General features: G+C 60.2%; 13 protein-coding genes. 9 read left to right on the top strand and 4 right to left on the bottom strand.

Features of this window, described 5'->3' with window-relative positions:
* A partial coding sequence (locus IQ35_RS09255; RefSeq protein ID WP_242003321.1) for a transposase occupies positions 1-160 on the bottom strand: 160 nt, incomplete at its 3' end.
* A 169-nt stretch (positions 161-329) separates the two neighbouring features.
* Between IQ35_RS09255 and IQ35_RS09260 the strand changes: the two genes are divergently transcribed.
* The 8 genes from IQ35_RS09260 (at position 330) to IQ35_RS09295 (ending at position 8614) form a co-directional block, all read left to right on the top strand.
* Complete coding sequence (locus IQ35_RS09260) at positions 330-887, top strand: SRPBCC family protein (protein WP_145072862.1); 558 nt, start codon at positions 330-332, stop codon at positions 885-887.
* 77 nt (positions 888-964) lie between these two features.
* On the top strand, positions 965-3193 hold the full coding sequence (locus IQ35_RS09265; RefSeq protein WP_145072865.1) for a TonB-dependent receptor: 2229 nt from the start codon (positions 965-967) through the stop codon (positions 3191-3193).
* A gap of 53 nt (positions 3194-3246) precedes the next feature.
* The gene (locus IQ35_RS09270) at positions 3247-4896 is read left to right on the top strand and encodes an FAD-binding protein (RefSeq protein ID WP_145072869.1); all 1650 of its coding nucleotides are present in this window, start codon (positions 3247-3249) and stop codon (positions 4894-4896) included.
* A gap of 33 nt (positions 4897-4929) precedes the next feature.
* The gene (locus tag IQ35_RS09275) at positions 4930-5916 is read left to right on the top strand and encodes a thiamine pyrophosphate-dependent dehydrogenase E1 component subunit alpha (RefSeq protein WP_199739931.1); all 987 of its coding nucleotides are present in this window, start codon (positions 4930-4932) and stop codon (positions 5914-5916) included.
* Positions 5913-6938 (top strand): alpha-ketoacid dehydrogenase subunit beta, encoded by a 1026-nt coding sequence (locus IQ35_RS09280; protein ID WP_184205147.1) that lies wholly within the window; start codon positions 5913-5915, stop codon positions 6936-6938. The genes IQ35_RS09275 and IQ35_RS09280 overlap by 4 nt, the downstream gene beginning before the upstream one ends.
* On the top strand, positions 6938-7168 hold the full coding sequence (locus IQ35_RS09285; protein WP_145072872.1) for a biotin/lipoyl-containing protein: 231 nt from the start codon (positions 6938-6940) through the stop codon (positions 7166-7168). Before IQ35_RS09280 ends, IQ35_RS09285 begins: the two co-directional genes overlap by 1 nt.
* Positions 7165-8067 (top strand): NAD(P)H-binding protein, encoded by a 903-nt coding sequence (locus IQ35_RS09290; protein WP_199739932.1) that lies wholly within the window; start codon positions 7165-7167, stop codon positions 8065-8067. The genes IQ35_RS09285 and IQ35_RS09290 overlap by 4 nt, the downstream gene beginning before the upstream one ends.
* A 19-nt stretch (positions 8068-8086) precedes the next feature.
* Positions 8087-8614: a nuclear transport factor 2 family protein gene (locus IQ35_RS09295; protein WP_021245921.1), complete on the top strand. Its 528-nt coding sequence runs from the start codon at positions 8087-8089 to the stop codon at positions 8612-8614.
* A gap of 72 nt (positions 8615-8686) precedes the next feature.
* Here the strand turns inward: IQ35_RS09295 and IQ35_RS09300 are convergent, their stop codons facing one another.
* Complete coding sequence (locus IQ35_RS09300) at positions 8687-10786, bottom strand: 3-hydroxyacyl-CoA dehydrogenase NAD-binding domain-containing protein (RefSeq protein ID WP_242003273.1); 2100 nt, start codon at positions 10784-10786, stop codon at positions 8687-8689.
* Between the two features lie 257 nt (positions 10787-11043).
* Here IQ35_RS09300 and IQ35_RS09305 point away from each other — a divergent pair, with 257 nt between their 5' ends.
* A complete protein-coding gene (locus IQ35_RS09305; RefSeq protein WP_021245977.1) occupies positions 11044-11259 on the top strand; it encodes a hypothetical protein in 216 nt (71 codons plus the stop codon).
* Between the two features lie 125 nt (positions 11260-11384).
* Here the strand turns inward: IQ35_RS09305 and IQ35_RS09310 are convergent, their stop codons facing one another.
* Together IQ35_RS09310 and IQ35_RS09315 are read right to left on the bottom strand one after the other, a co-directional pair.
* Positions 11385-12374 carry an acyl-CoA dehydrogenase family protein gene (locus tag IQ35_RS09310; protein WP_145072875.1) on the bottom strand — a complete coding sequence of 330 codons (990 nt, stop codon included), beginning with the start codon at positions 12372-12374 and terminating at the stop codon, positions 11385-11387.
* Positions 12371-13510 carry an acyl-CoA dehydrogenase family protein gene (locus IQ35_RS09315; RefSeq protein ID WP_242003313.1) on the bottom strand — a complete coding sequence of 380 codons (1140 nt, stop codon included), beginning with the start codon at positions 13508-13510 and terminating at the stop codon, positions 12371-12373. The genes IQ35_RS09310 and IQ35_RS09315 overlap by 4 nt, the downstream gene beginning before the upstream one ends.
* Between the last annotated feature and the right edge of the window lie 104 nt (positions 13511-13614).

Genomic DNA, 13614 nt, shown 5'->3' on the forward strand with positions numbered 1-13614 from the left:
TACAAGCCGCCAGGCGCTGGCAAATCCCCATCGCGCGCTCGGCCTGTGCAAGCAGTAGAACACCGCCATCCGAGGTAAGCCGGCCACCGTCGAACGCAGCTGTGATTTTCTTGCGGCCGACTGCTGGGAATCCAAATGAGCTTGCGATATCATCGTTCATGGCGGGTGTGGCCCGTGGCATTTTCTGCCCTGCGGCAGGTTCGGCTTAGACACCCAGTTCCTAATTCAGATCAGAGGCTTACGCCACTCCCGCCAACCCTTCAGGACACTTTTGGTGAATAAGGCGGGCTAAAGATTTCCGTCAGAATTACGTAACCGCGATCCAGGAGTTGGCGAAGCAGACGGGTGGGGACGTTGATCGCGTTGGCTCAGCAAGCGGGCGCTCGGCGGATGCTGTCGGCCGCATTCTGACCGAGTTGCCGCCGGATGCCAGTCTTATCGATATTCATATAGCGGGACTACGCTTCATGCGCGAAGCCGCGGAAGCCGAAGGAGCCGGCTGGCCGGAAGTCAGCGACGAGCAAGCGGCCGGTCTTGGCGTGGATTGGAACATCTTTCCCAATATGGTGCTCGTCTTCTCACTCGATTCCACGCTCGTCTTTCGGTCCCGTCCGGATGGGAAGCGCAACGATCGCTGCATTTTCGACATGTGGGGCTTGATCCGTTGCAATCCGGAAAATCCGCCTGCACCGACCAGCGAATTCTTCGAAGATTGGCGCGAAAATATCGATAAAATTCCGTCTCTGTTGGTTCAGGATTTGCGCAACATCGAGAAAGTGCAGGCGGGAATGGCGTCCAGGTCATTTGCGGGATCGCGGATAAGTCCCGTGCAGGAAAGGCAGATATTCAATCTTCACAAAAATCTGAGAGAATATATCGGAAAATAATTCCATAATTTTATTATAGGTTTGCGATTTAAATATAAAAGTAAACCAGAATAAAATTTAATATAGGAGGGGATATTATGAAATCTATTAATAATTGTGGGAATCGCGTAAAGCATATCCGCGAGAGTGCATTGTTTTTGCTTTATGGCGCGGCATTAGGGCCTATTGCCGCCTATGCACAGGATACGTCGGCGATCGCCACCGCGCCCGAGCAACGGCCGTCTGAAAGCAATGGCGAGATCATTGTGACAGCGCAGCGGCAAAGCCAGATCGCGCGCGATGTTCCGCTCTCGATCAGCGCGCAGACCGGCGAACAGCTCCAGAAAGCGGGCGCGACGGACACGCGCGATCTGACTGCTCTGACTCCTGGTCTCAAGATGGACCGGGTCGGCGCTTTCTCCATTCCCGCCATTCGCGGCGTAACGACGCAACTTACCACAGCCGGTGTCGACGTGAACGTTGCTACCTATCTGGACGACGTCTACCAGCCCAGCCAACTCACCGGAACGCTCGACCTGCCCGATGTCGAGCGGATCGAGGTTCTCAAGGGGCCGCAAGGCACACTTTTTGGTCGCAATGCAACCGGGGGCGCAATCCGGGTCTTTACCCGCAGCCCGAGCTACACCACGACGGGCAAGTTTGTTGCGAGCTATGGCAGCTTCAATGAAGCGATCGCGAAAGGCTTTGTCAGCGCGCCGATCGTCGCGGACAAGCTCGCGGCGAGCGTTGCCGGTTATTACCGGCGGTCAGACGGATATAATCACGATCTTCTCAATGACGGCGCGCGTGTCGGCGGAGACGAATCCTGGCTGGTGCGTGGCAAGCTGCGCTTTGACCCGACCGATCGGATTTCCTTTCTGGCTACCGGCTTTGCGTCCTATCGGAAGGACGGATCGACCAATCGCGGCCTGCCGCTCAACGGCAATACCCAATATGCGCAGGATCCGACCGTTGTCATTCCAACGCGCCCTTACGACACGGCGATGAACCTTGCGAGCAACGTGGTGCGTCAGCATGGTTTCTCGCTGAAGGGAACGGTCGATCTGGATGCGGTGACCCTCACGTCGATTACCGCCTATCAGAAATCGACTTCATTTTCGAGGATCGATGGCGATTATTCCTACACGCCCGACGACACGGGCGCCCAATATCGTTCGCACTCCACTGATCGTTCTTTCTCCCAAGAACTGACCCTGAGCTCAATGCATGGTCATTTGATCGACTATAGCGTGGGCATCTTTTACTATAATGCTTATGGTCAGTTCGATCCTTTAGGGATCACGCTTTCGTCGACGACGAGCTTTGCCATTTACGGACGGCAAGATACCAAGGCCTATGCGGCTTTCGGGGAGGTCTACCTCAACCCGACCGACCGCCTTCAGTTGATCGGTGGCCTTCGCTACAGCGATGAAAAACGCACCTATACAAGTGCGCTCGGCGCCTTGGGAGGGGCAGCTCCCTCCTTGGTTCCTACTGGAGAGAAGAGCTTTAGCAACGTCACGCCACGTGTGGCGGTAAAATACAAGGTAGCAGATAAAACTAACGTTTATTTTACCTATAGCCAAGGGTTCAAGAGCGGATCTTTTAATACGTCTAATCCAGGTGATTCAACGTATGTGGATCCGGAAAAAATATATGCTTATGAGGTCGGAATTAAATCTAAGCCTACATCTTGGCTCGATTTTTCTCTCGCGGCCTTCTACTATGACTATAAGGACATTCAGGTTAATGCCTATGCGTTCGTCAATGGCATTCCGGTCGCCGTCGTTCAAAATGCTGCTGCCGCGCATAACAAAGGCATTGATGCCGAAGCGGTTTTGACGCCCATTTCCGGACTCACCGTGCGGACTGGCCTGTCGATCCTGAGCGCCAAGTTCAGCTCTTTCCCCAACGGGTCAATCACGATTCCGATAACGGATGGCGATGGCGTCGCCACCGGCGGCAACTTCACTACGGTTGCCAATCTTGCCGGCAAGCACGAAGTGCGGGCGCCGAACTGGACGCTCAATATAAGCGCGGATTATGAAACGGAATTTGCCGGGGGCAAGCTGAACCTGAGCGGTCAATTATACCACAGCGACCGTTTCTACTTCGACAATAACAATCGTATCTTACAGCCTGCCTACACCACATTGGGTGCCCGTATCGCGTGGAGTCCCGATGACAGCGGCATGACGCTGGCCGTGTTCGGCAAAAATCTCACCAATAAGGCTACCATCCAAGGTGCGTTTATCACCGCCTTTGCCGATGGCGTGAGCTACGCGCCGCCCCGCACATTCGGCGCGGAATTCAGTTACGCATTCTGATCGGACCGACCTCGCCCTTCGGGGCGAGGTCTTCAGAACACAGGAAGAACAGGGTGGCGACTGAACAATTTGACTTCATAGTGATCGGAAGCGGTGCCGGTTCCGTCCCGGCCGCGCTTGCGGCGAAAGCGGCAGGAAAATCCGCGGTCATTCTCGAGAAGCAGGATGCGTTCGGCGGTTCCACGTCCTATTCGGGCGGGGTGGCTTGGTTGCCGCTCAACCCGTATCTGGGCGACCGGGATACGTCCGAAAAGGCAATGACCTATTTCGACGCCATAGTCGGCGAAGTCGGGCCGGCATCCTCGATCGAGCGCCGCAAAGCGTTCATCGGCAATGCACCGATCATGGTTCACTTTCTTGAAGAGCGTGGAATGCGCTTCAAGCACGCTCACTGGCCTGACTATTATAGCGACGAACCTGGCGGACTCGCCGAAGGGCGTTCGCTTGTCGTGCCGACCGTTGACATCAAGAAACTGGGCGATCTTGCTGATCGGCTCGCTCGTTTCCCGCTGTGGCCGCCGCTGCCGATCGGCGTGGAGGAATTCAGTTCGCTCAGCGTCGCCAAGACGACCTGGAGAGGCCGCTGGACAGCGTTGAAGGTGGCCGCGCGGATACTCTGGCAAACCATATCGGGGAAAAAGCTTCGGAAATCGGGCAACGCGCTTCAGGCCCGGTTATTCGAAATTTTGTTGCGGGAGAAGATTCCCCTCCGCTTGTCGACCGGCGTCGTTGCGCTCGTAACCGATGACGGCCGTGTGACCGGCGTAGAGGTGATAGAGGACGGGATGCGCAAGACCATTCTCGCCCGACACGGCGTTCTTATCAATGCGGGCGGCTTTTCGCATAATCAGGCCATGCGCGAGCAGTATCAGCCCAAACCGCTTGAGCCTGGCTGGTCTACCTCGAACCCCGGCGATACGGGTGAAATGATCGGTATGGCGACCGCGCTTGGCGCTGAAACCGATTTGATGAACGAAGCCTGGTGGGTGCCAGGCTCCGCCGATATGCAGGGCAATTTTCGCGCTTTCCACGTTCCAGGAGATACCGGAAAGCCACATTGCATTGTTGTGGATCCCCTGGGAAATCGGTTTGGGAATGAAGCTGGCGCTTATATGGAATTTGGCCAGCGCATGTTCGCCGCAAAAGCCGTTCCGGCATGGGCGGTCTTCGACAGTCGCCACCGCCAGCGATATCCTTGGGGTGGCGTTCCACCCGGTCGCACGCCAGCGGACTGGCTCGAAAGCGGGTATATGATTAAGGCCGATACGATCGATGAGATCGCCAGGGCGTGTGGAATCGATCGGGTGGGCCTTGCTGCCACCATTCAGCGATTCAACGGATTTGCTGCCAAGGGTGTCGATGAGGACTTCCGGCGCGGCTACAGCGCGCATAACCGTCATAATGGAGATCCCGCCCATCATCCCAATCCTTGTCTTGGCACGATCGAGAAGGGACCCTTTTTCGCGGTGCGTATCGTGCCCGTGGATGTGGGCACCGCCGGGGGCCTCATGACAGACACTTTTGCGCGCGTGCTGCGCCATGATGGCACCACCATCGAATGCCTATATGCAACAGGCAATTCGACCGCGTCCGTGATGGGGCGCCATTATCTCGGCGCGGGTGCAAGCATCGGTGCATCGATGGTTTTCGCGTTTATCGGCGCGAGACATGCGTGCGGAAGCAACATGCCGCCTGCGGATTAAAACCGCCTATTATCAATACAGGGAACGCGACGAATGAACGATAATTACGCCGTGGACGGCGAAACCCGTGTCGAGATTTACCGGCGTATGGCGTTGCTGAAGGCGAATGACGAGCGTAGCCGCAAGGTCATCAAGACTGGCCGCCTGATGATGCCCTATTATAGCTATCGTGGGCAGGAGTGCATCCCAGCTGCCCTGGCGGTCAATCTGACCGATCGGGATTATCTATGCACGATTTATCGCGGCATTCACGACATGCTGGCCAAAGGCTTGCCGCTCAAGGAACTCTGGGCCGAGATCGCAGGCAGGATCGATGGCTCCTGCAAGGGCAAGGGCGGTCCGATGCACCTGACGTCCCCTGACAAGGGTATCATGGTGACAACCGGTATCGTGGGATCCTCCATGCCAATCGCGAACGGTCTTGCTTTGGCTGCACAGCTCTCGGGTGACGGACGGGTTGCTGTGGCGACCTTCGGTGATGGCGCATCCAATATCGGGGCCTTTCACGAAGCGCTGAACATGGCGTCGGTCTGGAAGTTGCCGGCGATCTTCCTCTGCCAAAACAATCAATATGGAGAGCACACGACCTATGAAAAAGCGACCTCGGCATTACGGATCGCCGACCGCGCAATTGCCTACAATATGCCCGGCGTCCGGGTTGATGGTAATGACCCTCTGGCTGTCCATGCTGTAACGCTCGAAGCGATAGAACGGGCGCGGAATGGCGGCGGGCCGACACTGATCGAAGCCATGACCTTTCGTTTCCATGGACATATCTATGGCGACGACGACGCCTATATGGACCCCGCTCGCAAGAAGGCGGCGATGGAGGCGGATCCTGTGCCAATCTACCGCGCTTCCCTTATTGCCGGTGGCTTTGCGACCGAAGAAAGCCTGTCGCGCATCGAAACCGAAATCGAAGCCGCACTCGACGAGGCTGTCGAATATGCCCTCGCTTCGCCGATGCCAGGCGAGGAAGAACTCACCACCGATGTCTATGCGGAAGGAGCTGCGGCATGAACGACGCTATTGTGGACACCGCGATCAATACGCATAGGATCACGATACTCCAGGCGATCAATGCGGCGCTTGCCGATGCTCTGGCAGATGATGAACGTGTATTCGTGCTCGGCGAGGATGTAGGCGATGCCGAAGGCGGGGGCATCGTGGGCGTCACCGCCGGCCTGTCGAAACGTTTCGGGGACGATCGCGTGCGATCCACGCCAATCTCCGAGCAAGCGATCATCGGTGCCAGCATTGGCGCGGCAATCGCCGGTTGGAAGCCGGTAGCCGAAATCATGTTGATGAACTTTGTGACCGTTGCGATGGACATGATCGTCAATCATGCCGCCAAGCTACGCTACATGTCCGGCGGGAAGACAAGCGTGCCCATGGTGATCAGAACGATGACCGGAGCAGGCGCTTCGACTGGCGGCCAGCATGCCGATTATCTGGAAGGCTGGTTCGCCCACACCGCAGGGCTGAAGGTTGTCGCGCCCTCGACACCCGAGGATGCTTACGGGCTGTTGCGATCGGCCATCGACGATCCTGACCCGGTGATTTTCATTGAGAACCTCATCAGCTACGGCAACAAAGGACCGGCGCCAGTGTCCGGTCACCGTGTCCCGCTCGGCAAGGCGCGCGTTGCGGTCGAAGGTAAGGACATCACGATTATCGCTTATTCTGCGATGGCCGATCGCGCGTTGCAGGCCGCCAAGATATTGTCGCAAGCGGGCATTTCGGCGGAGATCATTGACTTGCGGACGATATCGCCCTGGGATCAGGAAACCGTGTTCGCATCTGTCGCCAAGACTGGCCGGGCTCTTGTAGTCCATGAGGCGGTCAAGCCTTTTGGACCGGGCGCCGAAGTCGCAGCCACGCTGAGCAGCGAGTTCTTTGGTCGACTCAAAGCGCCGGTGGAGCGGATCGGTGCACCTTTCACCCCTGTGCCGTTCGCAAAGTCGCTGGAAGACGCCTTCATTCCAAGCCCGGCGCGGATTGCTAACGCAGCGCAAAAACTCGTTGAGCAAGGCAAGCTTTGATGGCGATAGACATCCAGCTTTCCAAGATCGGGATTTCGATGACGGAAGGTTCGCTTGCTGAATGGCTCATCGCCGACGGTGGCCACGCCACGGAGGGGGAACCACTCTTTGCTCTGGAAAACGGCAAGTCGACCAATGAAATCGACAGCACCGCGACAGGGGGACTGCGTATCCCGATGCCAGGTGGCGAGAACTATGAAATCAGAACCCTGTTGGGAGTCCACCAATGACAAAGCCTGCCATAGCCGTGACCGGCGCATCCGGCCAACTCGGGCAAAAGGTGCTCGAGCATCTTCTTTCGGCCGGGGCCTCCCATGTGATCGCTGTTACTCGGAACCCGGACGCACTGGCCGCTTGGCAGGCGCGCGGCATCCACGTTCGCCATGGCGACTTTAATGACCCGGCATCGCTGGATGTGGCTTTTTCTGGCGTCGAGCGTATGGTCATGATTGCAACCGACGAGATGGCCACGCCCGGTTTGCGCATCGCGCAGCATGGAAACGCTGTAGCCGCGGCGCAAAGGGTCGGTGTAGGCTTTGTCGCTTATACATCCATGATCAATCCTGGCCCCGACAGCCCCGTTTCCTTCCTGCCCGACCATTATGCGACCGAGACGCTGATTGGGGATAGCGGGATTGCCCACGGCATTTTGCGGCATGGTTGGTATCTCGATAATCTGCTGGCGACGCTTCCTGCTGTGCTCGCCTCAGGCACTTGGCTTACGTCGGCGGGTGACGGACGCGCCTCCTATATAGCGCGCGATGATGCGGCGCGGGCTGCAGCGGCTTTGCTCCTTGCAGACAGGCCGGCGGAGGGGATGCTTGAGATTGTGGGCAGCCCGATGGCCGTAACGGAGATGGTGGAGATTGTTTCGCGTGTCTTCGACCAGTCGATCCAATTGCTTCCGCTCTCGGAGAAGGCTTTTGTCGAGGCTTTAAGCGCCGCTGGCGTCCCGGCCCCCTTTGCTGCGCTCGCGGCTTCCGTGGATTCCAATACGCGGCTCGGTCGGGCAGATGTCCAGAGCGATGCCTTCGAGCACCTGACCGGGCAATTGCCCCAGACACTGGAGCAATTCCTCACCGCACATCGCGACGTCATCAAAGATCGGGTGAACGCACTGGCGCAATAGCAGTTGGAAGGAGAGGCAATTGGATATTTCAGGAACGCTTGCATTGGCGCAGGACGAGGCCGCCATTCGCGCTGCGCTCGCCCGCTATTGCCGGGGCATAGATCGGGGCGATCCGGTGTTGATCGCCAGCGCATACTGGCCCGAGGCGGAGGACCATCATGGAGTATTCGACGGTAACGCCCATGAATTTGCGCGTTGGATCGTGCCGCATCTTGCCAAGGAGTATACACTCACCCAGCATCTGCTCGGGCAGTCGTTGATTCAAATGTCCGGGCCAGACGCTGCGGCCGTAGAAACCTATTTTTCATCGCGTCACGGCCATGCGCGAAACGGCGTCCGTATGGTGGAAATGGTAAGCGGCCGCTACATTGATCGCTTCGCTAGGCGTGCAGGCGAATGGCGGATTGCGGACCGCCTCCTCATTGTCGATTTCGTGTTCGACGTGCCGCATCCCAAAAGCATCGTAGAGGACATCCCTGGTTCCATTTTCGGTTGTCGCGGACAGGAAGATGCGTCCTACGGTCTTTTTACGGCCCAGCAGGGATAAACCCAGAGGCTGGAATACCTGTCGTCATGCGCCCAGGCATCCAAGAGTGCAGACCTGGCGGTCGGCACTGCCTCAGTCCTTCCACCCTTTGCCGGCTTCGGCCCGATCCTTGAGCAGGTTTGCGGGCTTCCAGCGCTGGGGATATTGGACTTCATATTCCTTGATCTTGGCATAGACCTTGTCGAGGCCCTGCTGCTCGGCCCAGAACATGGGGCCGCCGCGATATTTGGGAAAGCCGTAGCCGAAGGCATAGGTGACATCGATGTCGGACGCGCGCTGGGCATAGCCTTCTTCCACGATCTTCGCGCCTTCATTCACCATCGCGGCGAGGACGCGCCAGACAATTTCCTCATCACTGATTGCGCGGCGCGTAATACCCTTTTCTGCGGAAATTTGTATGAGCATCGCCTCCACTTCGGCATCGGGAGCAGCGTTGCGGCCGTCATATTTGTAAAGGCCCGCACCTGTCTTCTGGCCGTATCGCCCCTTCTCGCACAAGCGGTCCATCAGCGGGTTATAGTCCGCTGCATTGGGATCGATCGTTCCATCCTTCATCCGGTTTTTGCGGACCAGCCAACCCACGTCCAGACCCGCCATGTCGCGCATCAGATAGATGCCCATGGGAAAGCCGAAGTCCTTGAGCGCGTTGTCGATCTGCCATGGCGTCGCCCCTTCGAGCTGCATCAGATCACCTTCCGCGCCATAGCGATGCAGGATGCGGTTGCCGATGAAGCCCACGCAGCTTCCGGCCAGCACCGGCACCTTGCCGATGGTCTTGGCGAAGTTCATCGCCGTGACGATGGTTTCCTTGGAAGCCAGGTCGCCGCGCACCACTTCGATCAGCTTCATGACGTTGGCGGGCGAGAAGAAGTGCAGGCCGATGACGTCGCCCGGACGCGATACGGCCTCTGCGATGCGATCGATGTTGAGCGCCGATGTGTTGGAGGCGAGGATCGCGCCGGGCTTGCACACCTTGTCGAGCTTGCGGAAGACCTGATGCTTGACCTCCAGATTCTCGAACACCGCCTCGATCACCATATCGACGTCCGAGAAGGCCGAATAATCGAGCACGGTTTCGATCCGCGCGAGCGCCGCGTCGACCTTTTCCTGCGTGGTCGACCCGCGCGAAACGGACGTCTGATAATTCTTGGTCACGCGCGCCATGCCCGCGTCGAGCGCTTCCTGCGTGGTGTCGAGAAGCTTCACGGAGAGGCCGGCATTGACGATGCTCATCGCGATGCCGCCGCCCATCGTTCCGGCGCCGATGATGCCCACGCTCCTGATCGCCTTGGGCTTGATGCCTTCGGTGCCGTCGACCTTGGCGGCCTGACGCTCCGCGAAGAAGAGGTGGATCTGCGCGGGGCGGCTGGGCGCATCGTTGCAGATCTTGAAGGCTTCGCGCTCGAAGGCCAGCCCCTCACGCGGCGCCAGTTTCGTCGCCGCCTCGACGCAGTTGACGATCTGGAACGGCGCGACCGTGCCCTTCCACTTGCCCGCATTCTTGGTGCGGATATCCTCGAAGATCTTGGGATCGACATTCTGCACCTTGTCGGTGCGTTCGATCGCCACCGGCCACGGCCCGCCTTCCTTCGCCTTCTGCCTGGCGAAGGCGATCGCCGCCTCGGTCACGTCGCCGTCCGTCACGGCATCGACAATGCCCAGTTCCTTCGCCTTGGGCGCGGGCACATGCCTGGCGTTGAGGATCATGTCGAGCGCCACTTCCGGTCCGACAAGGCGCGTGAGGCGCTGCGTGCCGCCGCCGCCCGGCAGCAGGCCCAGATTGACTTCCACGAGACCGACCTTGGCCCGGCTCGCGGCCACGCGGAACGGGGCCGCGAGCGCGAATTCCAGGCCGCCGCCCAGCGCATGGCCGTCAATCGCCGCGACGATGGGCTTTGGGGACTGCTCCATCTTTTCCTGAATGGTGAATAGTTCAGGGCCGACCTTGGGCTTGCCGAATTCGCGGATATCCGCGCCCGCGATGAACTTGTCGTTCGCACCCACCACGACGATGGCTTCGGCAGTCGGATCGGCCAGCGCCTGATCCAGACGCGCCATCATGCCCTCCCGCATCGGCGCGCCCAGCGCGTTCACCGGCGGAAAGTCGATGGTGAGAACCGCGACACCGTCGCGCACTTCATAACGGACCGCATCCTCCGGCTTGATCGTCACGTCTGGTCTCCAAATCTTGTAGGGCGTTGATCGCACCCGCGTGTCGAAAAGACCTGCACCTTCTCCGCCCTAAAGCGAAGGGAGCGGGCGAGAAAATCATAATACTGATATGTAGGGCCTATGCGGCCGAGCGCCGCCGACAGCGGCGAAGAATGGCTTAAGCTGTCGACGAGAAGGGAGGGAGGCCGCAATTTTTTGAGGAACCTCCCAAGCCTGCGAACGGTTCTCACCAGACTCAAAAGGTGAGGATATTCCAGGTGGAAGACAATAGAAATAGCGAACTGGCGGAGATGACCGCCAGGATAAAGCGTTGGATCGACGATCCGGCCATGCTTGATGGCGCCAGCGTGAACGCGCTCTGGGAGGCGGTTCAACAGCTTGTCGAAAAAGGCCGCATAGATGAGCTGCTGGAGAATCCCGATGCCGATGACGACTTCATTGTCGAGGAGGCGACGCCGCATCGATCGGGCTGACGATCCGCAAGGCGAGGGGTCCGGCTGTCGGAGCGATCTTGCGGACCGCGCCGGACGGCGGCTTCGCGCCGCAGTCCCCCCAACCTTATGCGATTTCGCGCCCAGCCGGGCAGGGCCGCTCGATCCTATGCAACCGGATCGGAGCGGCGCACCATCTCAGCCCAGAAATTGTCGGCGCCCGCAGCGGCGATGCGCGTGCCGAGCAGCATCGTCCAGTGATGCTCGCCGCCGAATTCCGACCGCCACGACCAGAGGCGCCGGGTCAGCGGATGGAGGCCATATTCATGGGTGAAGCCAATGGCGCCATGCGCCTGATGTCCGATGGAAGTCCCCAGCCCCGCCGCCATGTTGGCACGCGCCTTGGCTGCGGCAACCTCGAAGCTCGCATCCCCCCGGTCGAGCGCCTGCGCCACCCCCACCGCCGCGCTGTTTGCCGCGGCCGCCTCGCACGCGAAGACCGCCAGCGCCTGCTGCACCGCCTGCAGCTTGCCGAGCGGCTTGCCGAACTGCTTGCGGTCGTTGACGTAGCCGACCGCCAGTTCCAGCGCCGCGTCGAGCGCGCCCGCCATCTGCATGGACCGCGCCGCGGCGCCGAGCGCGAAAATGTCCGCATCGACGGGCACGACCGGCGCGCCGGAGAAGCGAAGGATATCACGCGGTTCATCGGCAGCATTCTGCCGCTTCTCGATCACTGCATCCCGGGGGGACAGGATCATCGCGCCGCCCGACGGCGAGGGCGCGACTACATAGCCCGCCTCCCGGCCCCAGGCCACGCCCTTCAGGAAACCGGTGAAGCCGCCGTCGTCGATACCGCCTTCGGTCTTCTCCGCAAGAGTGCCGAACCCGTCCCCCGCGAAGCCCGCATCGGCCGCCAGCCGCGCCGCGACCACCGCCTCGACCAGGGGCAGCGCCAGCGCATGATAGCCCGCGAGCCGGAAGACGATGCCCGCATCGGCCCAGCCGCCGCCAAAACCGCCCTCCTCCTCGCCCAGCAGCAGGCCGGCAAAACCCATTTCCTCGATCCGCCCCCAATCGGCTGCGACAGTCGCGCCGTGGGAAAGCGCGCTGAAAAGCGATCCGGCCATGTCGGCCAGCATGGTCTGTTGTTCGTTCATCGCAGGCCGAGCCCCCTTGCCACAATGCCCCGCAGGATTTCGCGCGTGCCGCCGCGCAGAGAGAAGCTGGGGGAAACCTGAAGAAGCTGCGCGGTCAGCAGCGCCAGCGCGTCGCCGGACGACAGGTCGAGTTCCACCACCGCCTGGATGAGCGAGGGGATCGCCTGCTCCAGGCTGTTGCCCAGATCCTTGACGATCGTCGCCTCCAGCGCGGGGTCCTCGCCAGCCGCCATCCGGCCCGCCACGGCCAGCGACATCTGGCGCAGGGTCCACACCTCGCTCGCCAGCTTTCCGATGAGGGCGAGGACCGCGGCATCCTGGCTCCCGCCGGCGTGGCGGATCAGTTCCGTCACCAGCACATGGCTGGACAGATAGCGCTCCGGCCCCGAACGTTCGAGCGAGAGTTCCGCCGTCGCCTGGCTCCACCCCTGCCCCTCGGTCCCGACCAGTCCGTCGGCAGGCAGGCGGACATCATCGAAGAAAACCTCGTTGAAGTCATGCTCCCCGGTGAGATTGATGATCGGCCGGATAGTGATTCCCGGCGTATCCAGCGGGATCAGGAACTGGCTCAGCCCCGCATTCCGTTCCGACCCTTCCTCACTGCGGAACAGGCCGATCATGATGTGGGCGATATGGGCGTTGGTGGTCCAGATCTTCTGGCCATTGAGCACCCAATCATCGCCGTCGCGCCGGGCGCTCGACCGCACGGAGGCGAGGTCGGACCCCGCATTCGGCTCGCTAAGGCCGATGCAGCCATAGATTTCGCCCGCCGCGATGCCCGGGACCCAGCGCTGCCGCTGCGCCTCCGTGCCGTAGCGCAGCAGCAACGGCGCCGTCTGGCGGTCGGCGATCCAGTGCGCGCCGACGGGAGCGCCCGCCGACAGCAGTTCCTCCAGCACGATATAGCGTTCCAGGGCGCTGCGCTCATGCCCGCCATATTGCTTGGGCCAGGTCATGCCGATGAGGCCGGCCTTGCCCAGCACGCGGCTGAACTCCGGATCGTTGACCTGCCAGCAGTTGGCGCGGCGCACGATATCCCCGTCCGTCACATGCTCCCTGATGACGGCGCGCACCTGCTCGCGAAGCGCGGCCGCCCCGGCCGGCATGTCGAACGGTTTGATGGTGAATGTCTGCACGATCAGATTCCCTGCGGATACCTCTGGCGAACGGCCTTTGGACAAGCGAAGCGCCAATGGCCCAACTTTGCGGGCCATGCCATAGAAAAGGGGCCGGGACCGGA

Origin of the sequence: Sphingobium wenxiniae, from assembly GCF_007830065.1 — a bacterium.
Taxonomy (GTDB): Bacteria; Pseudomonadota; Alphaproteobacteria; order Sphingomonadales; family Sphingomonadaceae; genus Sphingobium; species Sphingobium wenxiniae.